The 24955-nt window shown below is 48.7% G+C and carries 22 protein-coding genes and 2 pseudogenes; 14 read left to right on the top strand and 10 right to left on the bottom strand.

Annotated elements, in window-relative coordinates; translation table 11 throughout:
• Nucleotides 1–11 precede the first annotated feature (11 nt).
• The 5 genes from BBD42_RS15975 to BBD42_RS15955 all read right to left on the bottom strand — a co-directional run bounded on the left by BBD42_RS15975 (nt 12) and on the right by BBD42_RS15955 (nt 7382).
• Complete coding sequence (locus BBD42_RS15975) at nt 12–989, bottom strand: iron-hydroxamate ABC transporter substrate-binding protein (RefSeq protein WP_099518952.1); 978 nt, start codon at nt 987–989, stop codon at nt 12–14.
• A gap of 267 nt (nt 990–1256) precedes the next feature.
• Nucleotides 1257–2912 carry a helix-turn-helix domain-containing protein gene (locus tag BBD42_RS15970; RefSeq protein ID WP_099518951.1) on the bottom strand — a complete coding sequence of 552 codons (1656 nt, stop codon included), beginning with the start codon at nt 2910–2912 and terminating at the stop codon, nt 1257–1259.
• Nucleotides 2913–3622: 710 nt separating this feature from the next.
• A complete protein-coding gene (locus BBD42_RS15965) occupies nt 3623–4801 on the bottom strand; it encodes a Ger(x)C family spore germination protein (RefSeq protein WP_099518950.1) in 1179 nt (392 codons plus the stop codon).
• Entirely contained in the window at nt 4776–5894 is a 1119-nt protein-coding gene (locus BBD42_RS15960; RefSeq protein WP_099518949.1) for a GerAB/ArcD/ProY family transporter, read from the bottom strand. Before BBD42_RS15960 ends, BBD42_RS15965 begins: the two co-directional genes overlap by 26 nt.
• An 18-nt stretch (nt 5895–5912) precedes the next feature.
• A complete protein-coding gene (locus BBD42_RS15955; protein WP_099518948.1) occupies nt 5913–7382 on the bottom strand; it encodes a spore germination protein in 1470 nt (489 codons plus the stop codon).
• A 172-nt stretch (nt 7383–7554) separates the two neighbouring features.
• Between BBD42_RS15955 and BBD42_RS15950 the strand changes: the two genes are divergently transcribed.
• Together BBD42_RS15950 and BBD42_RS15945 are read left to right on the top strand one after the other, a co-directional pair.
• Nucleotides 7555–7899: a ribosomal protein L7/L12 gene (locus BBD42_RS15950; protein WP_172455512.1), complete on the top strand. Its 345-nt coding sequence runs from the start codon at nt 7555–7557 to the stop codon at nt 7897–7899.
• Between the two features lie 129 nt (nt 7900–8028).
• Nucleotides 8029–9489: an MFS transporter gene (locus tag BBD42_RS15945; protein WP_099518946.1), complete on the top strand. Its 1461-nt coding sequence runs from the start codon at nt 8029–8031 to the stop codon at nt 9487–9489.
• A gap of 152 nt (nt 9490–9641) precedes the next feature.
• On the opposite strand, the gene BBD42_RS15940 is transcribed toward BBD42_RS15945, so the two are convergent.
• Entirely contained in the window at nt 9642–10553 is a 912-nt protein-coding gene (locus BBD42_RS15940; RefSeq protein ID WP_099521633.1) for an NAD(P)-dependent alcohol dehydrogenase, read from the bottom strand.
• A 236-nt stretch (nt 10554–10789) separates the two neighbouring features.
• Here BBD42_RS15940 and BBD42_RS15935 point away from each other — a divergent pair, with 236 nt between their 5' ends.
• The 5 genes and pseudogenes from BBD42_RS15935 to BBD42_RS32260 all read left to right on the top strand — a co-directional run bounded on the left by BBD42_RS15935 (nt 10790) and on the right by BBD42_RS32260 (nt 12956).
• The gene (locus BBD42_RS15935) at nt 10790–11236 is read left to right on the top strand and encodes a MarR family winged helix-turn-helix transcriptional regulator (RefSeq protein ID WP_099518945.1); all 447 of its coding nucleotides are present in this window, start codon (nt 10790–10792) and stop codon (nt 11234–11236) included.
• Between the two features lie 57 nt (nt 11237–11293).
• On the top strand, nt 11294–12106 hold the full coding sequence (locus BBD42_RS15930; protein WP_099518944.1) for an NAD(P)H-binding protein: 813 nt from the start codon (nt 11294–11296) through the stop codon (nt 12104–12106).
• Between the two features lie 54 nt (nt 12107–12160).
• A complete protein-coding gene (locus BBD42_RS15925) occupies nt 12161–12613 on the top strand; it encodes a Crp/Fnr family transcriptional regulator (protein ID WP_172455511.1) in 453 nt (150 codons plus the stop codon).
• Nucleotides 12567–12752: pseudogene (locus BBD42_RS32265) on the top strand (SDR family NAD(P)-dependent oxidoreductase); the annotation flags it as partial. The gene BBD42_RS15925 and the pseudogene BBD42_RS32265, both read left to right, overlap by 47 nt.
• Before the next feature lie 33 nt (nt 12753–12785).
• Nucleotides 12786–12956 carry a hypothetical protein gene (locus tag BBD42_RS32260; RefSeq protein ID WP_237163113.1) on the top strand — a complete coding sequence of 57 codons (171 nt, stop codon included), beginning with the start codon at nt 12786–12788 and terminating at the stop codon, nt 12954–12956.
• A gap of 39 nt (nt 12957–12995) precedes the next feature.
• On the opposite strand, the gene BBD42_RS15915 is transcribed toward BBD42_RS32260, so the two are convergent.
• Nucleotides 12996–15725 carry a winged helix-turn-helix domain-containing protein gene (locus BBD42_RS15915; protein ID WP_348272564.1) on the bottom strand — a complete coding sequence of 910 codons (2730 nt, stop codon included), beginning with the start codon at nt 15723–15725 and terminating at the stop codon, nt 12996–12998.
• Nucleotides 15726–15847: 122 nt separating this feature from the next.
• On the opposite strand from BBD42_RS15915, the pseudogene BBD42_RS15910 reads away from it, so the two are divergent.
• Nucleotides 15848–16048 (top strand): annotated as a pseudogene (locus BBD42_RS15910) (aldo/keto reductase); the annotation flags it as partial.
• An 84-nt stretch (nt 16049–16132) separates the two neighbouring features.
• On the opposite strand, the gene BBD42_RS15905 reads toward BBD42_RS15910, so the two are convergent.
• Entirely contained in the window at nt 16133–17074 is a 942-nt protein-coding gene (locus BBD42_RS15905; protein WP_099518940.1) for a helix-turn-helix transcriptional regulator, read from the bottom strand.
• A gap of 108 nt (nt 17075–17182) precedes the next feature.
• Between BBD42_RS15905 and BBD42_RS15900 the strand changes: the two genes are divergently transcribed.
• From BBD42_RS15900 to BBD42_RS15890, 3 genes are all read left to right on the top strand, one after another.
• Nucleotides 17183–17998 carry an alpha/beta fold hydrolase gene (locus BBD42_RS15900; protein ID WP_099518939.1) on the top strand — a complete coding sequence of 272 codons (816 nt, stop codon included), beginning with the start codon at nt 17183–17185 and terminating at the stop codon, nt 17996–17998.
• 211 nt (nt 17999–18209) lie between these two features.
• On the top strand, nt 18210–18995 hold the full coding sequence (locus tag BBD42_RS15895; protein ID WP_099518938.1) for an arylamine N-acetyltransferase family protein: 786 nt from the start codon (nt 18210–18212) through the stop codon (nt 18993–18995).
• A 232-nt stretch (nt 18996–19227) separates the two neighbouring features.
• Entirely contained in the window at nt 19228–19875 is a 648-nt protein-coding gene (locus BBD42_RS15890) for a transcriptional regulator (RefSeq protein ID WP_099518937.1), read from the top strand.
• Between the two features lie 760 nt (nt 19876–20635).
• Here the strand turns inward: BBD42_RS15890 and BBD42_RS15885 are convergent.
• Nucleotides 20636–21508 (bottom strand): sugar phosphate isomerase/epimerase family protein, encoded by an 873-nt coding sequence (locus tag BBD42_RS15885; protein WP_237163529.1) that lies wholly within the window; start codon nt 21506–21508, stop codon nt 20636–20638.
• Nucleotides 21486–22295, bottom strand: coding sequence for a phytanoyl-CoA dioxygenase family protein (locus BBD42_RS15880; RefSeq protein WP_099518936.1), 810 nt, complete (start codon nt 22293–22295; stop codon nt 21486–21488). The genes BBD42_RS15885 and BBD42_RS15880 overlap by 23 nt, the downstream gene beginning before the upstream one ends.
• A 292-nt stretch (nt 22296–22587) precedes the next feature.
• On the opposite strand from BBD42_RS15880, the gene BBD42_RS15875 reads away from it, so the two are divergent.
• From BBD42_RS15875 to BBD42_RS15865, 3 genes are all read left to right on the top strand, one after another.
• Entirely contained in the window at nt 22588–23421 is an 834-nt protein-coding gene (locus BBD42_RS15875) for a helix-turn-helix domain-containing protein (protein WP_099518935.1), read from the top strand.
• A gap of 54 nt (nt 23422–23475) precedes the next feature.
• Nucleotides 23476–24108 (top strand): hypothetical protein, encoded by a 633-nt coding sequence (locus tag BBD42_RS15870; RefSeq protein WP_099518934.1) that lies wholly within the window; start codon nt 23476–23478, stop codon nt 24106–24108.
• 87 nt (nt 24109–24195) lie between these two features.
• The gene (locus BBD42_RS15865; protein WP_099521631.1) at nt 24196–24864 is read left to right on the top strand and encodes a nitroreductase family protein; all 669 of its coding nucleotides are present in this window, start codon (nt 24196–24198) and stop codon (nt 24862–24864) included.
• The last annotated feature ends 91 nt before the right edge of the window (nt 24865–24955 follow it).

Below are 24955 nucleotides of genomic sequence, written 5' to 3'. Positions count from 1 at the left end.
ATGGGATAGGATTATTGTCCGAGAAAGCTTTTTCTGAAAAACTCAAGCTGATATTCCAAGCTCAATGGATCGTTGAAATAAAACCCTTTCGCATCGACCTCGAATACGTGGTTGTTGACGACGGCAGGGACGCTTTTGTAAATTTCGGTATTTTGGAATGAGTTGTCTTCATCCGCATTTTTACTGAAAATGACGTAATCGCCCATATAATCCTTCAGAACTTCCGTCGATACGGCGAAATAACCGTCCGTTTTCGTGCCTTCCTTCACTTTTTCCGGCATGCCAAGACCAAGATCGCCATAAAGCAGCTCAGTGCCGCGGCCAAAATTGTAGCCGTAAACGTACAGCTGCTTATTGAACGTTTCGATAACCGAAACCGTCACATTGTCGCCGACCTTCGCTCTAATTTCTTCGCCCGCTTTTTTCGTTCTTGCGGAAAAATCATCGACCCAGGCTTGCGCTTCTTTTTCTTTATTGAGCAATTTGCCGATTTCAAGCTGCTGCGTCAAATAATCGACCTTGTTGTAAGTAAAAGTAACCGTAGGCGCGATTTGCTTGAATTTATCAATATTTTTAATGTCGGAAAGCCCGATAATCAGATCAGGCTGCAGCTCGATGATTTTTTCAACACTTTCATCGGAAACCGCCTCAACATCCTTTAGCCTCTCTTCAAAATTCGGGTTCGCCTTGGACATTTCATCCGCACCGACTAAAGGTACATCCAGAGCCATGACGTTGCCCGTCAAAAATCTCGTCAGCACGACGACGCGCTGCGGATTTGTCGGCACCTCGACTGGACCATTCTCGGATTGATACGTAAACGTTGCAGATTCCGCCTCTGCCGAAGGTGCAGCTGACGCGCTCGTATTGCCCGTATTGCTGCTGTTTCCCGCATTGCCTGCAGCTCCGGCATTGCCTGCTTGATTTCCGCCGCAAGCGCTAAGTGCAACCGCCATAAGAAGTAGAAGCGGAATAAAAAGCTTTTTCATAAGATGACTCTCTCCCTTTTTGAAAATATAAAAATGCATATAATTTTTCTATCCTTTCTCTATATTTCACCGCGTAACGGTAGCTTTGCCGCCAGAGAACGGGTTTCGTCCGTTTACGCTTGAAATATAGGTAAACGCGCTGCACCATCAATGGACGGCGACAGCCGTTTCACCTTGTGATTATGAAAATCATTCGCATTTGCTTTCATCATTATAGAGGCCACCTATGCGCCAAGCCATGCCTTTTTGTTTGAAAAATAGCTTGGACTATTGGCTGCCCGTAAATAAAGCTACCGCACGTCCAAGCTGCAGCCTAATCGAAATCGGGTTGTATGGCACCCATTCGTCCTTATCCAGCACATGGACTTTCTTTTGCTTCACTGCGGGAAGGCTGAGCCAATACGGCGACTCAAACGTTTTCTGCGCATGGAGCGTTGAGCCCTTCTCATCTGGAAACGCAATGACGATGATCCGGTCCCCCGCATATTCAGCAAGCTCCGCTGCCTCAATCGGCACAGAATGAAATTGCTCTCCCAGCTTGTCCATTTCCTCCGCAATTCGGGTAGGCGGCCGCAGGCCTAGAGATTGATACAGCACATACCCTACATTCCGCGCCCCGTATATGAGCAGCCGCTCCGGCTTAATGACCAGTATGGTAATGATCTCGCGCGCGGCGGGGCTTTGCTGGACGAGAGCACGCGCCTCCTGCTCCTCCTGCTCAAACGTATGCAGCCACTGCTCGGCCACACTCACTCGCTGAACCGCTTGGGCTATGAGCCGCAAATGCTCCTTCCACCCCATGTCCATCCACGAAATTTCTACGACAGGCGCTATCGCTCTCAGTTGCTCAGGCCTAAGCCCATACTGCTGCAAATGCTGCTTCGCGGCAATAATGAGCTCCACCTTGGCGTCCAGCAATACCGATTTCACCTGTTCAGGCGAGCTCTCGGCATGGATGAAGCGCATCGTTTGCGGGGGCGGCATATTTGCGGTACTCACAAATTCGCTGCTTTCTGTAATCGTAACGGCAGGCTCCAGACCAAGCAGCATTAAATGGCTGGCGTAAGGAAGGAGCAGCACGGCTACATGCTGCAAGGAGTCTCGGCTGTATCCTGAAGGAGCAGCACCCGTCTGCTGTTTGAAGCGCCGGCTCAAATAAAACTCATCATGATAGCCTACTTTAAGCGCAATTTCCCTAAGCGTGCCGGAACCGGTAATTAACAGCTCCTTGGCGCGGTGGACGCGCAGCCGTGACAAATATTCATTAGGCGAAAAGCCGTTAAGCTGCTTAAACAAGGTCGAATAATGCGACGGACTTACCCCAGCCATTGCCGCGAGCTGCTCACGTGTTATTTTTTCATTAAAATGGTTTTCTAAATATGCGACGCTTCGCTCCATTGACGGTTTGTCGCTCGTAGCATATTTGGCGTCCATCTGCTCCAGCAAGTACAGCAGAATTTGGTGAAATAAAATTTGATTTTGCATATGACGTACCTCATGTGCAGGCAGTCGATGGACATACAGCTCCTCCATCTGCGAGACAACGGCTGGCGCATGGAGAATAAAAAGGCTATTCAGGCCGCCAGCGATTTCGCTTTTCCGTACGACGGCACCCGCAGATAAAGAGCGCTGCTGCTCGATGGTGCCAATGACCAGCTTATAGGCATGCAGCGGCTGCACCGAGCTAGTTACTAAAGCGACGTGGCTTTGGGCTGGGAGGACGATAACACTGCCCTCTGTCAGCTCATACGTCTGATCGTTCATCATAAGCGTGCCTTTCCCGCTGGCAATTCCCAGGAGCGAGGCTGCATTCTCGTTTATTTTATATATGGGCATATTTGAAGTGCTGTACAGCGAATGGATGCTGGCAGCCGCATATAGTGGAAAATGAGACTCCGCCCACTCCAACTCAACATGAATCATCCTAACAGCCCCCCGATATGATCTATTTATGGACCTTCTATTATACTAACCACTATTATCCCGATTATATAAAAAAATAGCTATAGCCTTGAAAATTTATGGGCATAGGGAAAAAAGGCGCTGCTTCGCGCATGTTTTTCTTTTGCATGCAAAAAAAACGCTCGGGACACCAAGCGTTGCAAATTTGTACGATATTAAGTTTATACAATATAAAATGAGAGGAATCATTCAGCTGCACAAGCACTTACAGATCCAATCAAGCCTTTAAAATGATTCGACATCATTCATCTTATTTCCTGCCCTGCTGGACGTTTCAGTTCATCTCAAAACAGCAAAAGACACCTGCAAGATACAGATGCCTTTTGCCTAGTCGTTATTATGAAACGTTTTAGAATCGTCCTAGCCAATAAACCCTGCTGCATGCCGCCCGTGTCCAAGGCAAGGGCAGAGTTAAAGCCTGGCTTCACTTCCTTGAACGTCACAGTTGCTCCATTGTCCATGGCCGTAAAAATCCCCTTCTATAATATCGCTATAACTGTATCGCTAAAAATAATGATAGATTCTAGCGCTTTAGGCACCATTACATAAGCTAAATAGCATTATTCTTGACAATTCTACCATAAAGAAATAGGGGAATTTATATTTTCATTCTATTTCTTACAATGTAAATACCGCGCTGTCGACTATATCCTCCTAGTCTTCAACGCAGTCTAATTTCGCTTCGTTCCTCTTGTACCAAACTCCTGAATATCAACTTCCACCTCAATAGAAACAGGCACTCGGCTAAAGCGATCCTCCCAGCCATCCTTCACCCGTTTCCATACCGCCGGCTTCTTAATGCTGAGGCGCTTGCCGAAACCCGCTACATCAACCTTGTACTGGCGCTGCGTCTTGGCGAGCGCTTTTTCCGCCATTTGCTTAATCATGGCCGCCGTAGCCTTCTCTGCACGATCGATGAAATCAACATCAAATGCGTCGCCAGGAAATGCCCAATCCTCTCGCAGCTTGCCCGTTGTCTTAATCTTCACCTGAAAAGAAATTTCGTTCCCCTGGACGATTGGCTGAATGCTGGACGTCATCTTCCGTACCTCATAACCAAGCATGGCGCCGCTGTCCGGCTCAATCCCCTCCACAATGCCATTAGAGTGATTGTTGCCAAGCAGCCAGTTCAGCCCCACCGTCTCGATTTCACTGAGAAAGCCGATCATCCGGGCTGTCGTACCCCTAATGACTGCTGCGCTCGTGAGCTTCACCCCTTCTGGCGAGTTGGCTGCGCCTTGCATGACAAAGCTGGACTGGCCGGTCAAATGCTCCGACATATTGCCAAGCGTTAGCGCCGGAGGGATACGCAGCGTCTTGCGATAATTGTCCGTTAGCTCGCGCAGCTCCAGAGCCGGGGTTTTCGTACTCTTCTGCTGTTGATAAATATCGCTCGCCTTTCCATGGGAAATGACGACGCGGATGGAACGCCTAGTTTCGGTATTGCGCAGAAAAAAGTTAATGACATTTTTCAAATCTAGCTCCCGAGCCGCTTTCTCGCTAATCACAATGACTTGCAAATGCTCATAATTAGGTGGTCTTGCAGATCGGGTTGACAGCGCTCGAATGTTATCGAAGACGATTGGCCCAGCACTGGACATATTGACATAATCCTTCTGCACCTTGCTGCTGGTGCTCTCCGAAAACTGGTTGGGCAAGGCAAATTGATGGGTCATGGCGATAATTGGCCTGGCCCCTTCCTCTTGTCCATCGGGAAAATCAATGCCAACTCCAAGCGCAATGCCCGTTTCCTCAATTTCATTACGATCCCAGCAGCCCGTCAGCAGCAAAGGAATGACGAGCATGAGCAGCACAACAGACCTATTACGCGCGCTTATTTTTAGTTCCATGCCCCACCCTCCTCACCGCCGCCACTATTAAAAAAATAATGGGAATGGTGCCGAACATGAAAAACGAAGCATAACCAATATAGTCGCCAAGCTTAAACAGCTTGTTCAAATTGCTCGGCCAAATGGCAATCAAAAAAATACAAGGCAAAGACAAATAGGCATATAGCTGAAAATTTTTGCCCGTTAGCTGTCCAAACCCCAAGCTTCCTCCATAATGGTACATCACGAAGGCTGTAAACATCGATATAACCCACAAGACGGTAAACAAAGACTCGAATCGCTCGAAAAATCCGCCGGGCAGCTCAATATTCATCGCGACTGACATCGTTGGCCACGTTACAGTCTGCACCTCCTCCACCGTTAAGGAGCCAATCGCAACCGCAACAATCAGCGTATATAACACCGCCGTCAAGCCGATTCCGGCGAAGGTCGCCTTGAGCGCCTTGTTGGCATCCGTCATGAAGGCCGTCACAAACAGCATCACTTCAAACCCGCTGTAGGATAAAATCGATGGCTCAATTCCTTTCAGCAGCGGCGCAATGCCTTCCCCCAATATCGGACGCAAATTGTCCAGCTCAAAGTCACCGAAGCTAAAAATAATAAAAACAACCATAATCAGGACAATAATCGGCAAAAAAATCTCGATAAGCTGCGCGATCGCATTAATCCCCGCTGTCGTCATATAAATGGCAACCCCCATAAACGTCAGCATGATAATGGTGATCGGCGTTTTATCCAGCAAATACATGCGCACAACCTCCCCCATGACACGCAGCAAGTAGCCGGAGGAAAAAATATAATACAGGCACATCATAGCCCCAACGCAGGAGCCGATCCACTTACCCACAATTTCCTGGCTGTATTGATAATAGGTTCTGCCGGGAAAGCGCTGGCTAAGCTTTACAATAATGAAGCCGAACATCATAGCCAACATGCCGCTAAGCAGAACAGACAGCCATCCGTCAGGCGTTCCCACACTTTTGCCAATGCTTTGCGGCAGCACAAGAATGCCTGTGCCGATCATTGCTTTTGCCGTCATCATTGCGGCTTGAGTAGCGGTAATCGCTTCCTTGCTCCTATCCTTTGTCTTCATGCTGCATTCCCCTTGTCTCTATTTCTGCCGCTTATCGTCCTGAGGGCTGACCATGGCGGGACGCCGTTTCAACATATGGAGCGGAAAGCGGAGGAAAAGGTCCTTCCACTGCGAAGGGCGCGCTGGCACAAACGGCGAGAGGTAAGGAACGCCGAAGCTTTTAAGCCTGATCATATGAACGGTAATCAAAATATAAAATAAAATGACCCCATAAAGGCCCAATACCGCAGCCGCCATCATCATGCCAAAGCGCAAAATGCGAATCGCCAGACCCGCCCCATACTGTGGAAAAGCAAACGAGGATATCGCCGTCAGCGCCACGACGATAACCATAATCGGACTGACAATTGCAGCCTGTACCGCGGCTTGACCAATGACAAGTCCTCCGACGATGCCAACCGCTTGTCCAATCGGCTTTGGCAGCCGCAGCCCCGCCTCGCGCAAAATTTCAAGCGTAATTTCCATAATGAGCGCTTCTACAATTGAGGGAAATGGCACGCCCTCTCTGCCTGCCGCAATCGATATGGCCAGCTTGGTTGGAATGAGTCCATGGTTATAGGAAATAAGAGCAATATACAGCGAAGGCAGGAACAGAGCGATAAAAGCCGCTCCATAACGCAGCAGCCGAATGAGCGAGGAAGGCAGCCAGCGCTCATAATAATCCTCTGGCGAGCTCATCATCATCGCAAACGTTACGGGCACAATGAGGGCAATCGGGGTTCCATCGACAAGAATAGCAACCCGTCCTTCCATTAAAGCACCCGCCACCCGGTCAGGCCGTTCGGTATTTTGCACCTGAGGAAATGGCGACATCACATTGTCTTCAACGAGCTGCTCGATATAACCGGATTCCAGCACCTCATCAATATCAATTTGCTTCAGCCTGCTTCTGGTTTCTTCCACCAGCGCTTCATCTGTGAGCCCTTTAATGTACAGTAAAGCGATATCGGTCTGGGAGCGCCTGCCGATTTTGTACATGTCCATCGTGAAGCTCGGGTCTTTGATACGGCGGCGGAGCATGGCTGTATTGCTGCGCAACGTTTCGGTGAAGCCGTCCCGCGGGCCGCGCACGACCGCTTCCGAAACCGGCTCCTCAATCGAGCGGCGCTCCCAGCCATGAGTGTCAATGACGAGCGCCGTATCTGTCCCATCCAAAAACAATACGGTGTTGCCAGACAACACCTCCATGACACAAGCATCAAGTAGAGTTTGCTCCTTCACCTCGCCTGCCGAAATAATCGCCTCGGCTACCGTCGCCCTTCTGTCATATCCGGCAGCGTTTTTCTCCAGATGCAAAAGCGGCTTGAGCACTTGCTCATGAATCATCGGCTTGTCGACCAAGCCATCGATATAGATTAGCGCAGCCTGAAAACCCAAACGGCCCATCATGAACGAGCGAATGACCACGTCCGGGCTATGCCCGATCCGCTCTCTCAATTCCTTCACATTATGGTGAAGCTCTTCGAACAGCTTCGTGTCATTCGCCATGATGGCCACCCCCTTACGCTGCAAATATTTGAGAATAATCGAAGTTAGCTTTACCCAATAAGTGGATTATAATGCAAGTGAAATATGCTAAGCACAGCCCCCTTATTTAAAGCATGAGCAGGCCAAATGTTGTGTTATAATGAACCATCCTATTAAGAAGGAGGGATTTCAAGTGGACACTGTAGAGATCATTGCTGTCAGCGCTTTAATTCTGTCTCTTCTGCTTCTGCTGAAAGTAATCGGCCTGCAAAGGCAGCTTAATGAAATCAAATCGGAGCTTCAATGCGCGAACAGCCGGGAGGGAATGCCCTCGCTTTCTCAGCCAAATCGAACGACGCCCCTCCCATCGCCGGATAGGCCGCCTGCCAATCAAGCGGCAAATATAGATGAACGATTGCTTATGCTGATCGCCACAGAAAAAAGGATTCAAGCGATTAAGGAATACCGGGAAATAAGCGGTGTTGGCCTCAAGGAAGCCAAAAATTATGTGGATGATTTGGAGCGGAGGCAGCGTTGACCCGCTTTGAGTTGCCTCTTGCGCTCCTCTTTTCCAATTTTGAATCTTTAGTGTCTATCCTATTTCACTGCCCTCATAAAGTGATAGAATAGAGTATTCCTTTCAAAATATAAATGAGGAGCGTAACAAGTGCGGTCACATCCAATTTATTTTTTACGTATAGCCGGTTTGCTAGATGGTATTTCTTTATTAGTGTTGCTAGGCATCGCGATGCCCTTGAAATATATTTGGGGGTTCGATAAAGCGGTAACGATAGTAGGGAGCATTCACGGGGGGATATTCTGTTTATATGCAGCAGCTATCCTTTATGCCGCAATTCGGGTGAAGTGGAGCCTGCTTTGGTCTGCCGCAGCTGCCATCGCCGCTTTTGTGCCATTCGGCAACTTTGTGCTGGATCGGAAGCTGAAGAAGGTGCAGGCGAATTATAGCTTACGGACTTTCAACTACGCGGTGCTCGTATACAGCATTGTGTTTTTTTCCTTTTTCGATTTATTTTCCCAGCTTCCGGTCATGAGTACGTTCGCAGCCTCCGTCGGCGCCAGCTCATTTATTGTAGGCTTTGTCATTGGGCTGTATTCATTATCCAATACGCTCGGCAATATTTTATCGGGGATTATGACGGACCGGATCGGGCCCTTCAAGATTTTAATGATGGGGCTGGTGCTATCCAGCAGCGCTCTACTGCTCTATCATTTTGTAGAAGAGCCGTTATTATTGATCATCGTTCGAATCATTCATGGTTTTGTTGCCGGATTAATTGTTCCCGCAGCATTTACCTTTTCGGCAAACACGACGATTAATGGCCAGCAAGGGAAAAAAGTCGCTTTCACCGGCACCTTCGTTGGGCTGGCCGCCATTATCGGGCCTGCTTTCAGCGGCATTATGGCTAGCAAAACGTCGGTGCCCTTCGTGTTCACCTGCGTCGCCGTGATGGGCTTTGCCCTTGCCATCTTATCGGCCATTTTTCTCAGCAAATATAAAATGGCCAAAAAAGAGAAGCACGATGCTGCCTCTTCGCCAGCAGGCTCGATTTTTAATGCTGGCGTGATCAAAGCATATGGCGGTGCTTTCTTCTTAATGTTTTCCCAAGGCGTTATCGCTTATTTGCTGCCTTTGCACGTGCAGGCTTTAGGATATGATTCGAGGTTAAGCGGCACTTTAATGAGCACGTTTGGCATTATTGCCGTACTCATCTTTGTCCTTCCGACCAATCGTATTTTTGACCGCGTTGCCCCAGCCAAAACGCTGGCGCTCGGCATAGGCTTAATGGGATTAAGCCAGCTGCTCATTAGCCAATCGACGACGACACTTACTCTTTATGGCGTGCTCGGTCTATATGGGATCGGCTTTGCCTTCCTGTTTCCATCGATTAATACGATGCTGATTAATGCAACGCCAGCAGAGCTGCGCGGTAAAGCGTACGGTTATTTTTATGCCTGTTTCTCGTTAGGTGTAGTTGTAGGCTCTTCCTTGTTAGGCTGGCTGCCCTTCAATACGCTTCAAGGGTTTATGTTTACCGGAGTTGTGCTGCTGTTGTTTGCCGCTTTTGTAGCGTTGAATGGGAACAAGGAGCGTGCTCTCAGTAATTAACGACAGGTTTTCGGATGTTGGATGTCCAAAGGTTGGCTCAAGCCAAAAAATCGTTTTCTCGCACAAGGGATGCGTTCGCCCCCAGCTGTGAAAAAACGATTTTTTTTATGTGTTACGTGCGATTAGTACTCACGGAAAGCTTGCTAATCCGCCTAGTGCACGGCAATGACCACATTGCCTTTTTTATGCCCTTGATCCACATAGCGATGCGCATCTGCGATTTGCTCCAGCGTGTAGCTCCGGTCTATCACGCCCTTGAGCTCGCCACGCTCAATCAGCTCCTTCAGAAATAGCAAATCCTCCACAGACACCTTCGCGATGCCCTGTCCATCGACCGTTAAAAATTTCCCATTCGGCGCCAGCGCCTTGCGGGCATGGGATTTCGTAGTTTTGCCTACCGCATCAAAGATGATATCGTAACGCTCGCCTGTTTCCCCAAAATTCTGCAGTGTATAATCAATAACATGATCTGCGCCGAGTGCCCCTACCCATTTCACATTAGAGGTGCTGCATACGCCCGTAACGTCTGCTCCAAAATGCTTGGCAAGCTGGACTGCGGAAGCGCCTACTGACCCGGATGCTCCATAAATCAGCACCTTCTGGCCGCTTTGCAAAGGCCCCTTGCGAAAAAAATGCAGCGCCGTCGTTCCGCCGAATAGAACAGCAGCAGCTTCTTCATAAGAAATATTGGCTGGCTTATGCGTGACCAAGTCCTTTTCCGAGAGGCAGACATATTCGGCGTAGGCGCCAAAACGCATGCCCGTGAACGCATAGACGGAATCGCCAATGTTGAACTTTTTGACGTCTTTGCCGACCGCTGCAACTACTCCCGTAAGCTCCACGCCTAAAATCGGCTGTCTTGGTTTAGTTATTCCGAGGAAGAGCCGCATGGGGAGCCGATATAAAAATGGGCTTTTAAAGCCGCGGACTCGGCAATCCCCTGATGTAACAGAGGTCGCATGCACCTTGATTAAAATTTCATCGTCCTGCGGAGCCGGCTTATCTACTTCCTTAACCTGTAAAACCTCCGGTGCTCCATACTTTGTGCAAAATACAGCTTTCATCGTATTCGTTGCATTCAACGGTTTCATATAGGCATCCTCCTGCGTGCATTTATATGACCTAAGTATAGATGCATGGTAATCCGTCATGTAGCTACTTAAGTAGGGTATCTAAAATAACGCTGGGCGGTACGGTTGTACAACCAACTAGCCTGATTCTTCTTTTATTGACATCTATCCTTCAATATAGTACGTTGTATTTAGTTAAGTACTTAACCATATTCCGTGAAGGTGATTCTATGAAAGACTTGCAGCAATATGTACTCGATTTGCCGCTTCATAATTCGGTGTTTTTTTCATTGGTTGAAACAACGGCGAGGCTAGTCGAGGTATCGGAGAAATATTGGCAATCCAAAGGACTTAATGGAGCCAGGATGCGCCTTTTAGTTGAAATCATGAAAGCAGGGGGCACCATCCTTCCCTCCAAGCTTGCAGCCAAAATCGGCGTCACCAAATCGAATATCAGCCTGCTGCTCATACCAATGGAGAGCGATGGGTACATTCGCCGGGAGCCTCATCCCAAGGATGGCCGAAAATCCGTCATCTCGATAACCAATGAGGGGCAGAGCCTGCTGCTGCAATATTTGCCCGAGAACCGGCAAGGAATTGCCGAAAAAATGCAAGCGCTGGAGGAGCATGAATTACATCAGCTTTTAGCTTTATTAACGAAGTTGAAAAAGGGCTAACGCTCTTTTCGCCCATTTAGTTAAGGGCTTAACTTTCTATAGGAGAGGGTGGTATTTTTGTCAATCGTCATAACAGGAGCAAGCGGCAAGCTGGGGACTCTCATTTTAAATCAACTGCTTCACAAAGTTCCAATGAACCAGATCATTGCATGCGTTCGATCTCGCGAAACAGCCATGCCCTATGAGGAGCTGGGGATTATGGTACGTTACTGCGATTATGATCGCCCCGACTCTCTTGAATCCGCCTTCGCAGGCGCATCCAAGCTGCTATTCATTTCAAGCTCCCATCCTGATGATACGATTCGTATGCGCCAGCATACCCATGTCATTGAAGCAGCCAAAAAATCAAAGGTCGAGCAGCTGCTCTATACCAGCTTTGCTTTTCCGGAAAAAAGCTCGATTCCGCTCCCTCACTTGCATTTAGCTACCGAGCATGCCATTCAAGCCACAGGTATCCCCTATACTTTTTTACGGAATGCCTTGTATATCGATTTTATTGGCACCCTTGATTTAAAGACGGCTATTGAACGCGGAGAATTGCGTGTGCCTCCCGGAGATTGGCTGTTTAATTCCATTCCGCGGCAAGATATTGCTCTAGCTGCTGCGGCCGTTCTTGCTGAACCCGGCCATTTGAACAAAACCTACGAGCTTACGGCATCCAGCCCATGGTCGTTCAGCGATTTGACTGCTGCGATGGCCGAGCTTGCCCGCAGGCCTGTTTCCTTGCAGCAAGACGCCACCATCCAAAATTGGATATACGGCTTTCTCCGCAAAATCGATGCTTCATCCACCTCCAACGATTTGGAGCAGCTAATCGGTCGTCCATCCACCTCATTAAAAGAAAGCATAAAACCATTTATCTCTTTATAGCTTTATATGATCGCTGTATACAATCATTCCATTTTAGCAAGGAGCCATTTCTTTATGACGCATAGGTGGGAATCTATATTTACCAGGCTGCAACAAATTTCGCCTATTCCTGAAGAGGAAGAGCAAGCCTTCAAGCGGTTAGCCGTGCACAAATCCATTGCAAAAAACAGCCATTTTATTCGAGAAGGAGAACAGGCAGACTGCATCGGTATATGCGTCAGCGGACTGTTTCGATTGTATTATACAACGCCTGACGGAGTGGAGTTCAATAAAAGCTTTTGCGCTAACAATGATTTTATCGCGGCTTACAGCTCTTTGCTGGAGATTGTCCCTGCTTTTTTTTCCATACAGGCATTGATGGATAGCGAATTAATAATTATTCCGTATAAGGATTTTCAATCGTTGTATGACCGTCATATTTGTTGGGAACGGCTGGGACGGGCTTTAATCGAGCAGTTATATTGTTCTTGCCTCCAAGCTGCTGCCGCTGCTTGCCCGCCAGCATGAGGCCGCAATTGTTAACGTTTCATCTGGTTTAGGCCTCGTTCCGAAAAAATCTGCTCCCGTTTATTGCGCGACGAAGGCGGGGCTGCATCTATTTTCCCAATCCCTCCGCTATCAGCTGGAAAATACGAACGTAAAAGTATTCGAAATCATCCCGCCTATCGTTGATACGGCAATGACAAAAGGCAGAGGGAAAAACAAAATATCGCCAGATGAGTTAGCCTCGCAATTTATGGATTATTTTCAAAATAATCGCTTGGAGGTGCCGATTGGCAAAGTGAAATGGCTAAAGACTATCCAGCGCTGGTTCCCATCGCTTGCCGAGCGCCTATTGAAAAATAGTTAGCTGCTATAGCGGCATTACACCAAACGATTTTATTTTTCATTAAAATAGTCCTAACTCGCGGGCGCGGGCTACCGCTTCAGTTCGCCGCTTGACCTGCAGCTTGTCGAATATGTTGCGGTTATGGCCTTTGACTGAGCTTAGGGCGAGAAAAAGCCGCTCGCTGATCTGGCGGTTCGAGAGCCCTTGCTCAATCAATTGCAGCACCTCCAGCTCTCTTCCAGTTAATGGCTCAATAAGCGGCTCAGAGGCGTGTTTCAGCCGTTCTTTGCTTTCCTTGCCTTCTTGGCCTGACGGAATTGCCTGGCTTAGTTTGCCTATATTCGCCTCGGCTTCACAAGCAGCCAGTACCTGACTCCGATAGCTTGAGCCAGTTCCTCGGACAACGACCTCCCGCAGCAGCTTGAGTATAGGCAGCCCTTCATCGACAAAAACTCGAACGAAGCCGCCGGGCTCAGCAAGCACCAGCGCTTCGGTCAACATGGCCGTGGCTTTGGCCTTATCGCCATGTTCATACCAAGCGACGGCTTGTGCCGCACTTGCCTTGAGCCGTTCATACGGCAGCTCCTTCGCTTCTGCGTGCTCCCGCCACAGCTTCAAAATCGCAAGCGCAGCGGCTGGATTTCCTTGGGCTAATTCACACTTTGCCTCGCTGATCGCAAGCTTATTTTTTGCCGCTAGCCGGGCGGCCGCTTCGGTGCTGCCTTGGCGAAGCAGCACTAGCACCTGCGCCTCTGCAATGGCCGGCATTTGCAAAAAATGCTGATGCTGGCGTGCTGCATGCTCCGCCTTTGCCAGCAGTGCAGCCGCACCGCCGACGTCTCCTCTCGCCAGCAGCAAGCGTACAAGAAATACCTCGACCTCAATGGCACGGTCTGTATGCTCCAGCTGCTGCGTAAGTGGAAGGGCTATTTGGGCATACTGCTCAGCGGTATTCAGCTCGTTCCATTGGTAATAAATGCGGGCTAAGCCCAAATAGGCTACGCCTGCTGCGGGCAGCGGCGGCTCTCCCGCCAATTCAAGCGCATGACGATAAGTCCCTGCCGCCGTATCAAGCAAATTTTCCGCTTCTTGAATGCTTGCAAGGCCAATCGCCGCCATAAACGAAATGATGACATGCCCGATCCGCTTGCTGCTGGCCAACGCTTCAGCATAAGCCCTGCCCGCAGCGCCATATTCTCCCTGAAGCTGATACGCATAGCCGAGCGTCCACGTCGTAGCAGTGCGAACAGGGTGATTATCTGGATGCAAATAGTCGAGCGCACGCCGAGAATGAGCCAAAATCATGTCTGGCTGGTGCTTGCTCACCGCAAGCGTGGCGCGAATCGATGCTGTATGACCGATCCAATCACGGGTTTTCGCATCTTGGCGGGCATCTGCTTGCAAAAGCTGTTCAGCAGCTAACAGCTTCTGTTCAACACCGCTTAATTGTCCCGTCATCAGCAGTGCCGAAGCATAGAGCACGAATAGGGAGGGACGTGCCGCAAACTCCTTCTCCGGCAGCGAATCCAGCCATTTCAGCGCAGGAGTGACCATCCCTCGAAAAATAAGGGAGACGCCATCTCCCTCCAGCAGTCTCGCAGCACCTTCAATGTCCTGAGCGGTTGCTGCATGGTGAAAGGCTTCGAGTACAAAGCCGTTAAGCTCATACCATTTGCTTGCCCGCCGATGCGATTCATTTACGCCCTCGCTTGCCGCACCCACAGAAGAGCTACTTTGCTGCTCCTGGGCAAGCCGCTGCCGCAGCAAATCGCCGAACAGATGATGATAGCGATACCAGCGCCGCTCGTTGTCCAGCGGGACGATAAACAGATTAGCACGCTCCAAATATTCTAAAGTCGTTTGCCCATTTGCTTGGGAATCGGCTTCGGGATTGGTTTCGAAAAATGAGCCCCTTTCCCCGTTTTCTGGGCGAAGCACAGCATCGCAAAGCGGGCCGCAAAAACGGTCGAGCATGGAGGTGCCCAGCAAAAAATGCTGAATGGCTGCAGGCTGCTGCTGCAGCACTTCTTCAACCAAATAATCCAGCACAAACGGATGGCTGCCCGTAAATGAGCCAGTAAAGCCGGACGTATCCGTTTGCCCCTGCATGGATAGTCCAGCGAGCTGCATTCCTGCCACCCAGCCTTCTGTGCGCTTCTCCAGCATGGCCATTTGTTCGGTCGTCAGGCTCAGCCCCATCGCCTGTTCAAAAAATTCGCTTGCCTCGGGCAGCGTAAAGCGCAAATCGGCAGCGCGCACCTCGGTTAGCTGGTCCCGCACACGCAGGCGGGCCATAGGCAAGTGATGAAGCTCACGGGTGACAATTACAAGATGCATAGGTGGCGGCAAGTGTTCAAGAAGAAGAGTGATCGCTTGATAAATCGACTTATTTTCTAATTTATGAAAATCATCAAGTACAACCAGGAATGGGTGAGTAATCGAGGCGATTTCGCTCAGCAGCGCCTTGACCAACGTTTCAATGGGCAGAGGCTGGGGAGCTTGGAGCAGCTTTAGCAGGCCAACGCCATAATTCGGCGCGACCGTCATCAAAGCAGCATGCAAATAAAGCATAAAAGCGAGCGGATCGTCGTCCCCTTCATCCAGTGACAGCCAGCATGCGGGCCTTCCGCAGCTTCTGACCCATTCACTGGCGAGCGTTGTTTTGCCAAAGCCCGCGGAAGCCGAGATGACCGTCAGCTTGCGGTGCAAGCCTGCATTTAGCCGTTCAATTAGACGGGGGCGCAGTACAGCGTTCGAGCGCGGCACCGGTATATATAGTTTTGTAGCCAATATTGGGGTTATCATAGCTCAATTATAATAATCGCCTTCCTGCATCGTCAATCCAATAGATGATAGATGTTTGCTGTGCCAAGCCCGTAAGCTGGTCCTGCCGGAACGCAGCGCTCCTGTCTGCATGGGATGCGGGAATTACGACGTTCGACACAGCGGATGTTTATTCGGAGACGAGGGCAGAAGCGGTGCTCGGACAAGCGCTGCAAGTTATTCGCCGAGAAAGCATCGAGCTGTGCACCAAAGTGTATCATCCGACAGGAACAGGCCCTAACGACAGAGGCCTGTCTCGTAAACATATAATGGAGGCTTGCCATGCTTCAGGGGCTGATTGAGTGCGACCCTTCAAAAACCGGTTGAACTTGTTCTGGTTACTGGCTATATAAGTTGAACTAGGAAAGCTCATTTTAATCATATTTGGCCATCAGCTCAGATAAGGTTCTTTTTATACAATCCAACAGCTCTGGCGAATTTTTAATCGTCACAACATGTCCCAAGCTGATGAAAAACTTGGCAAAAAACAGCAGGTCACATCTCGGGATACTGCCCTCCAGCCAGCCGGTTCCATCGCTTCGAATGTGAAGCTTGGGCACCGGCCAAGGCTCCGCCTCGCACATCTGCACCCCCTCTTTCGTAAGTTCGGCATAAAGTGCCACAGCATCCTGCTCTATTACGCCCTTCGCTTGCCTATTTTCAAGGTGAACATGCCTAAAATCCCGCGGTTCTACTGTTGAAGCTACCACAGCAACCATTCGGTCACAGCGAAACAAACGGAAATCATCGCTCTGGAAGCAATAGGCGAGACAGTACCATAAACCGTTCCTTGTATAGATGCCAATTGGCTGTACCTCGCGGCTTGATCGTTTTTCCGAGGACTCGTAATCAATGAGCAGCACTTGCTGCTGGATAGCTGCATCGAGCAGCATCGATAAATACGGGGATTGGGCCTGCCTCGCAGGAGATACAAAATCAACACGGCTCTTCATTTGATCAATACGTTCCCGGGTATCCTGGGCCATATAGTGGTAAAACTTTCGCAATGCCGAAGAAGCATCGGCTTCAAATGGAAGCGATGAATAGTGGCGAAGGGCATGAATGGAGAAAAAGATTGCGACGGCTTCCTCCTCGGAGAAGGCAATCGGCGGCAATATTCTTTCCTTCAGCACACGGTAGCCGCCATGAGGCCCCACCTCCGAATATAACGGTACCCCTAATTCGCTCAATTCCTGCAAATCCCTTAATATCGTTCTTTGCGAGACGCCAAACTCTTGAGAAAGCTCCTTTACGGTAAACTTGCGTTTGTGATTGACAGCCATCATTAATTCCATAAGTCTTTTGGATTTAGCCATTCGAACACTCCGATTATTTAATTATGACAATAGTTGTCACTATTATCTGTTATCGTTGATGTGAAATCAAGTGGACTGCTATCCAAAAAAATACGAGGAGGAAATAGCATGCAACATTTTCAGGACATGGATACGGCGGCAAGAAAATATTTCAAATCGGGCAATCATACGCTCTCTTATCTCGACTTTGGCGGAGAGAGCCGCCATATCCTGCTCACTTTGCACGGGCATATGAATGATGCTAGAACCTATTCGGAGCTGGCGTCCAAATGCACGGATTGGCGAGTTATCGGTTTAGACCAACGTGGGCATGGCTGGAGTGAGCATCCTCAGGATAAGGATTATTCAAGGGAAAGCTATTTGGAGGATATTCTGAACCTGATTCGCATAGAGCTTGGCGGACAACCGGTCACCCTATTGGGCCATTCCTTAGGCGGAGTTAACGCTTATCAGTTTGCCGCACGCTACCCTGAGCTTGTCCATGCTGTTATTGTCGAGGACATCGGTGTCGAAATTAACGCCGACTTGTCCTTTGCCGAGGCACTCCCCACGCGCTCCTCATCCCTGCAGGAACTGAGAAAATCGCTTGAGCATGCTGGCATTAAGGCAATTGATTACTTCTCAGAAAGCGTGTTTGAGGATGAAAGAGGCTGGGGCTTCCGCTGCGATTTAAAAGGAATGGTCATTTCTCAGCAAAACTTGAATGGGGTTTGGTGGGACGACTGGCTAGCTTCCCGTTGTCCTATTTTACTTATTCATGGTAAAAAAAGCTTCGTATTAAACGCAGACCAAGCCGAACGGATGGTATCGCGAAGACCAAACACAAAGCTTGAAATTTTTGAACCATGTGGCCACGGTGTCCATTCGGATGATCCGTATCGTTTTTATCAAGTAGTCAGCGAGTTCCTTGCCAACGTGTTCTAAGCTTACGCTCCATCTATTAACCTATAAGTATAGGGACAGTTATGGCACATTGCGAATCCAGAAAAAACTGTATCCATACAGTTTTCAGCATTCCACATTGTTCAGGCTGCGATTTCGGTTTATCCTTCAAATAACGGATTAAGGCTCGTGAGCCTAATCCCACATTTCCAAGCTGCGCTGCGGCTTGAGAAACCTTTTGGAGGCGTGGACGATGAGTGAACTGAACGCTTTATTTCGCAAAAAAGTAGGGATTCCAGAAAGCGAGGTTATTACTTTCGATCGCTTAGCCTACGTGCTTGAGAGACTGGCAAAAACCGTGCCTTTTGAAAATTTAAATATAATTAGAAAAAGCAGCGCTGTTATAACGAAAGAATACGTCGTTCAAAAAATTCTAAAGGATCAAGAAGGCGGGCTTTGCTATGAAATAAATGCGCTGCTTTATCTTTTTTTGATCGAAAATGGATTTAACGCGGTTTTGGCGCGCGGGGTTGTCTACAATCATGATACGCAAGCGTATTTCACGCTGGGAAGGACGCATTTAACGATTTTGCTTACTTATGAGGAGCAAACCTATCTTTTAGATTCGGGCTTTGGAGGAAATTTGCCGTTAAAGCCTGTTCCTTTAACAGGCGAAACGCTAACGTCAAGCAACGGCCAATTTCGCATAAAAAAAGAAGATAGCGAGCATGGAGACTACCTTCTTGAAATGAAGCTGAAGCATAAAGATACCGATTGGAAAGTCGGCTATGCCTTCGATTCTCAAAAACAGCTGGCTGACTTAACGGAATGTAATGACATCCGCCAAATTGTATTTGAGCATCCCGAATCCCGATTTAATAAGCAGCCATTGATTACACAAATAACAGATGATGGAAGCGTAACTTTGACCGACACTTCTTTCACGCAATGGAAGGACGGCGTTTTAACAAAAGAGCAGATCGATATGGGGGACTATGAAAGGCTGCTGAAGCAGCATTTTGGAATGTCGAGCAAATGATGCGGTTATGGCCCGAGCTTGAAGAAACCGTGATTGAGGAAAAATGATGGATTGTTCATTTGAAAGGCTCACGATATAATAACAGCATATAGATCGTGAAGAACACGCCGCTTCCATACATTGAACATCCTGATTGAGTAATTGGGATGGTCTGTATGGAGGCGGCTTTTGTTTTTAATGCGTAGAGTTACCAATTAACAAATCTAATTCAAGCAAAAAGGAGGAAAACACAATGCCGCGTTTTGAGCAGCAATATCATGATTGGATGCAGAATAATCTTGAAAATGAAACCAACCCTCGCAGGCTGGAGCTTCTTCATAAAGGGCTCGGTCATGGTACGCAAGAGTTCCTTCGGCACGTGTGGTTTCCCGCTGTCGGTCATTTTAATCACTTGCTTCCTGAGTGGGAGGTGCGTGATTTCAGCAATGGCTACCGTTATCTGGATCTTGCCTATATGCCCGGTGGCGCAAAAGGCGGAATAGAAATTCAAGGGTATGGCCCTCATGCCAGAGATCTTGATGTAAGACGCTTTAAAGATTTATGCCGACGCCATTGCCTGCTGTCACTGGATGGGTGGACGTTTCTTCCGATTGCTTATCCTTCTATCGTCGATGAGCCAAAACAGTGCCAGCAGCTCGTTCTAGCTTTTATCGGGAAATTTATTGCCACCGACGTTCCTTCAACATTATCCTGGCTTGAAGCCGAAACCGTTCGGTTTGCTCGCCGCCTTTTGCGTCCAATATCCCCTTTGGAACTCGCCAGCCATCTTAGGGTAAGTGACCGACAGGCCAGACGTATCCTGCATGAACTTGTTAAGCTTCAAATAATGGACATAGCAAGCGGTCAACTGCGTGCCCGTACTTACAAGCTTCGCTTTTAATTAAAAAATAAGCAGGACACGCTATCATCCTGACTTCCGGCGGACTCGGACTCAGGGGCCGCTATTTTTTAAAATCAACGGTTTATGAAGGTGCTCGCGGACTCAGGAGCAGTTAATAGCTGCAAATTGCTAGTATTTACTCGATTATTCAGGCAATAACGACTTTCCTGTCCGCATGCGCTCCCAAATGAACAAAATCGCAGAAATAGCGGATCTACAGTCCTCGAACAAAGTTCAGAGTGATCCATTTTACCGAAGGAGGACTGTTATTCGAAATAACAACCTCTAACTCTAACTCTAACTCTAACTGGACCTGGACCTGCACCTGCACCTGCATTTGCACCTGTACTTGTACTTGTACTTGTACTTGTACTTGTACTTGTACTTGTACTTACACTTGCACTTGCACTTGCACTCGCACTTGTACTTGCACCTGTACTTGTACTTGTACTTGTACTTGTACTTGTACTTGTACTTGTACTCGCACCTTGAGCATATTACGCAACTGAGCATCGCCGATCCTAATAAGCCGCTTTTGGAAACCAATCTATCCATGTAGCATATTTCTCGAAAAGCAGGCGATAGGTTCTCTGCTATTTATTATATCGACGCACTTCACAAGCAAACATATGATTCAACTTCTTCATTGTTAACAATAAGGTCATTAAACAGCATACAAAAAGCGTCAGTACAGCAAGTATTTCTACTTGTACCGACGCTTTTTCATTATATTGCTGCAACAACACGCCGCACCCTAGGCTCAAGCTAAGGAATCCCACAATCTGCGCGCCCGCTCGGCATACAGCAGCGATTCACGCCAGCGGTCGCTTAGCTCAACTGTTGTCCCCTCACCTCTGTCCTCTCCTGTGTGACAGGTCATCGCATAAGGCGGCGGCCCCAGCTCGCAGACGAACGGAAAGCTGTCCCCTGTCTGCGAACGCAGGAGCCATTGCTCCATCCCTTTGCGCCACCAGCGCTCAAAAAGCGGCAGCATCGCCTTCGCCTCTTCATGCTCCATGCCGATTTGGATTTGCTCCCCATTCGACACGCGGGCATGAATACTGCTCGTATGCACGAGCAGTTCCTGGAGCAGTTCCTCGGCCTCAGGCCGAACGCTCCGCATTTCGCCAGCCAGCACATAATGGGAAAAATCAATCGTCAGATCCAGCTGCCCCAAATTTCGCACATAGCGTGCAGTGCGAATTAAATCCTGCGTAATCGTTCCCCGATGGGTCTCGACATAAACCGGAATGCCCGCTTGACGGGACAGCTTTTTAATCGCGCCAAGCAAGCTTTCGGCTTCTGTTCCCGTTACGAATGGCGTCATGACCTGTGCGTTAATGAAAGAAATGCCGCCAAAGCGCACCGCTTTTTCCAAAAAGCTCTCCATTTCCGCTGCGCTTGCAGGATACGCATTAACACTAAGCTCAAGCTGATGCTGCGGCAGCAGCTCTTTCCACTCCGCCACATGCTCCGGCTCTGGAATAAAACCATTTATGCCGTCGAATCCGGCGCCTGCAATGCGCCTTATTTTCTCCGCTGTCGTATCGGCAGCAAAATCAGGCACCTGCTCCATGCCCCACCAGGACATCTGAACGCTCAGCTTCCGGTCAATGCGGGTAATTGGCTTCATATTCAATGCCGCACGGCCCCCCGTCCGGATTGTTCTCCCGATCGATCATGCTGCCATCTGCACGAAACAGCGGGCGGTAAAAATGGCTAATATGCGTCGCAGATTCATTCGCATAATGGCATATAAAAGCGCGCCGAAACCGATCCTTTGTTTTGTTGCGGTACGACCCATGAATAAGATTGCCGTTAAAAAACAATGTATCTCCCCGCTCCATCCTTGCTGGAACCGGCTTATTATCCTTCGGCGGTTTTACAAAATGCCGTGTAAACGACTCCGTCACATCCGCCTCCTCCGGGCAGGACAGCTCATAATCATGCGTCTTCGGCACGACAAGCATGCCGCCATTTTCCTCATCCGCCGCATCAATCGCCGTCCATGCCGCAATACAATTGCCCGGCTCCACCTTTAAATAAAAATTATCCTGATGCAGCGCCTGCCCCCGCGAGCCAGGCGGCTTGTAATAGAACATGCTTTGCGCGGCGATAGGCTCTTCTTCATATAAATCCCTCAATACATCCATCACCGGCTGGTGCAGCATATACTTTTTTGCCGTCTCATTGAAGCGGTGGGGATGCATGACCCGAGGATAACGCTTCAGCGGATCGGTCGCCTCCTCGCTCAGATCAGGCTCAAAATAACCGGGAACGCTCTGCTTGCTAATCCCTTCAAAGGTGGAATCGATTTCGGCAAGCTCCTGCTCGCTGAATAAATTTTTGACGATTACATACCCGTCACGACGGTATTGCTCCAGCTGTTCAGCCGTTAATGTCAGGGCACCAAATGTCATATGGCCTCGCTCCTTTTTCACATAGCGGCACTGTGTCGTGCCTGATTTTTAAGGTTTAATGGGTGCTGCTTGATAAAACAAGTATAGGGCGAGAACGCTTCATGGAGGAATGAACAATCATACTGAAAACTACATCAATTATGCTATTTTAAAAATAAGAGCGTTTATGCCACTTTTTTTCCCCACTTTATTTGCGCTCTACTAGCTGGTTTTCAGAGCAATAGCCAAGACGGCAGCAAAAAGGTAAACTAATTGTATTCTGCAAAGCTGTTTTGGAAAGGATGGAGCCGCCATGAAGCGAAACGATTGGGACAGACGCCAGAGCAAGGATGCTGCCGAGCAGTCCGTTATTTTTGCAGGCCATTTTTCGGAAAACGATCATTATCATACGGTGCGGCCTCACGGCAGAAGCGACTGGCTAATGTTTTATACGCTGCAAGGCGAAGGCTTTGCACTGACCGATGCTTCGCGCCAGCGCTGCTTGCCGGGCGAGCTGACGCTCATTCGGCCAGGCTGCATGCATGAATATGGAACAGCGGCGGGCAACACGTGGCAGTTTGTGTGGGTTCATTTTCCCGATGTGATAGCTGAAACGGGTCTGCTCCCCGCCACCAATCTGATTTCCTGTCCGATTCGCCAGCCCTCAGCGGGCAAACGAATTTATCGGGCTTTTCGGCGGATATTGACCGACTCGCTGGCAAGCAGCCTATATGGCGAATCTTTATGCGAAAATGCGCTGCGCGAAATTTTGCTGCTGCTGGCCCAGCAGATAAACAGCACAGCGGATGCCCGTATTGAAGAAGCGATGCATTTGCTCGCCGTTCATATGACTCAGCCGCTTTCTATTGGAGAGCTGGCTCATACGATCGGGCTCTCTCCATCCAGATTATCCCATCTATTCAAAGCTTCAACCGGCTATTCGATCATCGATATGCATAACCGGATGCGTGTTCGTCAAGCAGCCCTGCTGCTGGAGCATACGAAACGGAGCGCTTCTGAAATCGCTTTTGACGTAGGCTATCAAAACTATAATCACTTTGCAGTGCAGTTTAGCAAGGTTTATGGCGTTTCTCCGCGCGCTTACCGCAACTGGAAACAAACGCCTGATCATTTGGCACAACAATAAGTGGAAACCAAACTCTTAGAAATGGTAAAATAGGAACTGGGAAGGAGGTCAATTATGACCACAGAAAACGAAGTAAGCGAAGAGGAACAACAAAGCGAGAACCCACAAGAGCAAGAAGCGAAACAAATTATTTTGGCGGTATATGCTCGCACGCTCCAAATGCTTCAAGCCGAGTTTGATGCTTATCAGGTTGAGGGACAGATTATTAACAATCCCAACTACGGGCCTTTGTTTGCCTACCGCTTGAAAGAGGCGGATACCGATAAGGAATATGCTTGCGGCTTCTTTATTAATGAACTGCTTGAAAAGCATAAGGATGCTGAGAGGGCAAGCCAATGGCTCGCTTCCTTCTATATCGATATGATTGACAGCGGTAACAGCAAGCCGCTTCAGACGCCTCCCCAAACCGAAGATGACACCAAGAAGCTGTTCGACGAATATATCGTGCCGCATTGCGCGAAGTCGGTTCGGGAAGAGTTCAGTCCTGAGCAGGTTTATGTCGATTTGGACATGAATGAGCAAATTGGCCCGGTTATCGAAGCCGGATTCCCTGCAATTACGGATGGCAACAATGTATGTGCGATGCCTTTCGCCTACTTGCTCACGCTTCATTTAATGAATCGCGACCCAGCAGATCCGCTCGTTCATGGCTTGTACAAAATCCGTGAAGAGAACGGCTTAGAATAACAATTGACAATCGGCTCTGCCGACAATTATACTGTACATAAAAATAGTACAGTTCATCGTTCTCTTTTGGCAGTTTCATGCCGAATGATGAACGCATTTGATCTGCGAAGAGGAGTGTCACTCTTGTCTAATTCTGAAAGTTCATTCAGCACGGTTATCCGCGAGCGCCGTTCGGTTCGCAAATATGATCCAACTGTTAAAATGACGCAGGAAGAAATTCACGATATTATCGCTGATGCGGTTCTTGCGCCATCCGGAAGCAACCTGCAGCCTTGGCGTTTTCTAGTTATTACGGATCAGGAAACGAAGCAAAAGCTGCTTCCTATTGCTTTCAACCAAGAGCAAATTGTAACTTCTTCTGCTGTCATTGCCGTTATGGCCGATTTGGAGTTTTATAAACATGCCGAGCGCATCTATGAAAAATCAATTGAAGCTGGCTATATGACTCGTGAAGCTGCCGACAAGCTCAGAACGAATATGACAGGCTTCTATTCTAATGCTCCTGCTGAACGTCTGCTCTCCTCTGTACTCGTTGACGGCGGTCTTGTGTCAATGCAGCTGATGCTGGCTGCGCGTGCCAAAGGCTTCGATACCGTACCGATGGCTGGCTACGACGTAGCGAAGTTCCGCGAGCTGATGAATGTGCCTGACCAATATACGAATGTCATGCTGATTGCCCTTGGCAAAGCATCCGAGGCTGGCCACCCGACTACCCGTCTGGATGTTAATGACGTTACACATTGGAATCATTTCTAAATCAATTCGCAAAAGACCATTTTCCACTAGAGCTGCGCAACAACGCCTCTTATGGAAAATGGTTTTTTTTCAAATCGAGTGATTTTCTAAT

It is taken from the genome of Paenibacillus sp. BIHB 4019 (assembly GCF_002741035.1).
GTDB lineage: Bacteria > Bacillota > Bacilli > Paenibacillales > Paenibacillaceae > Pristimantibacillus.
This window is presented reverse-complemented; position numbering and strand designations above follow the sequence as displayed.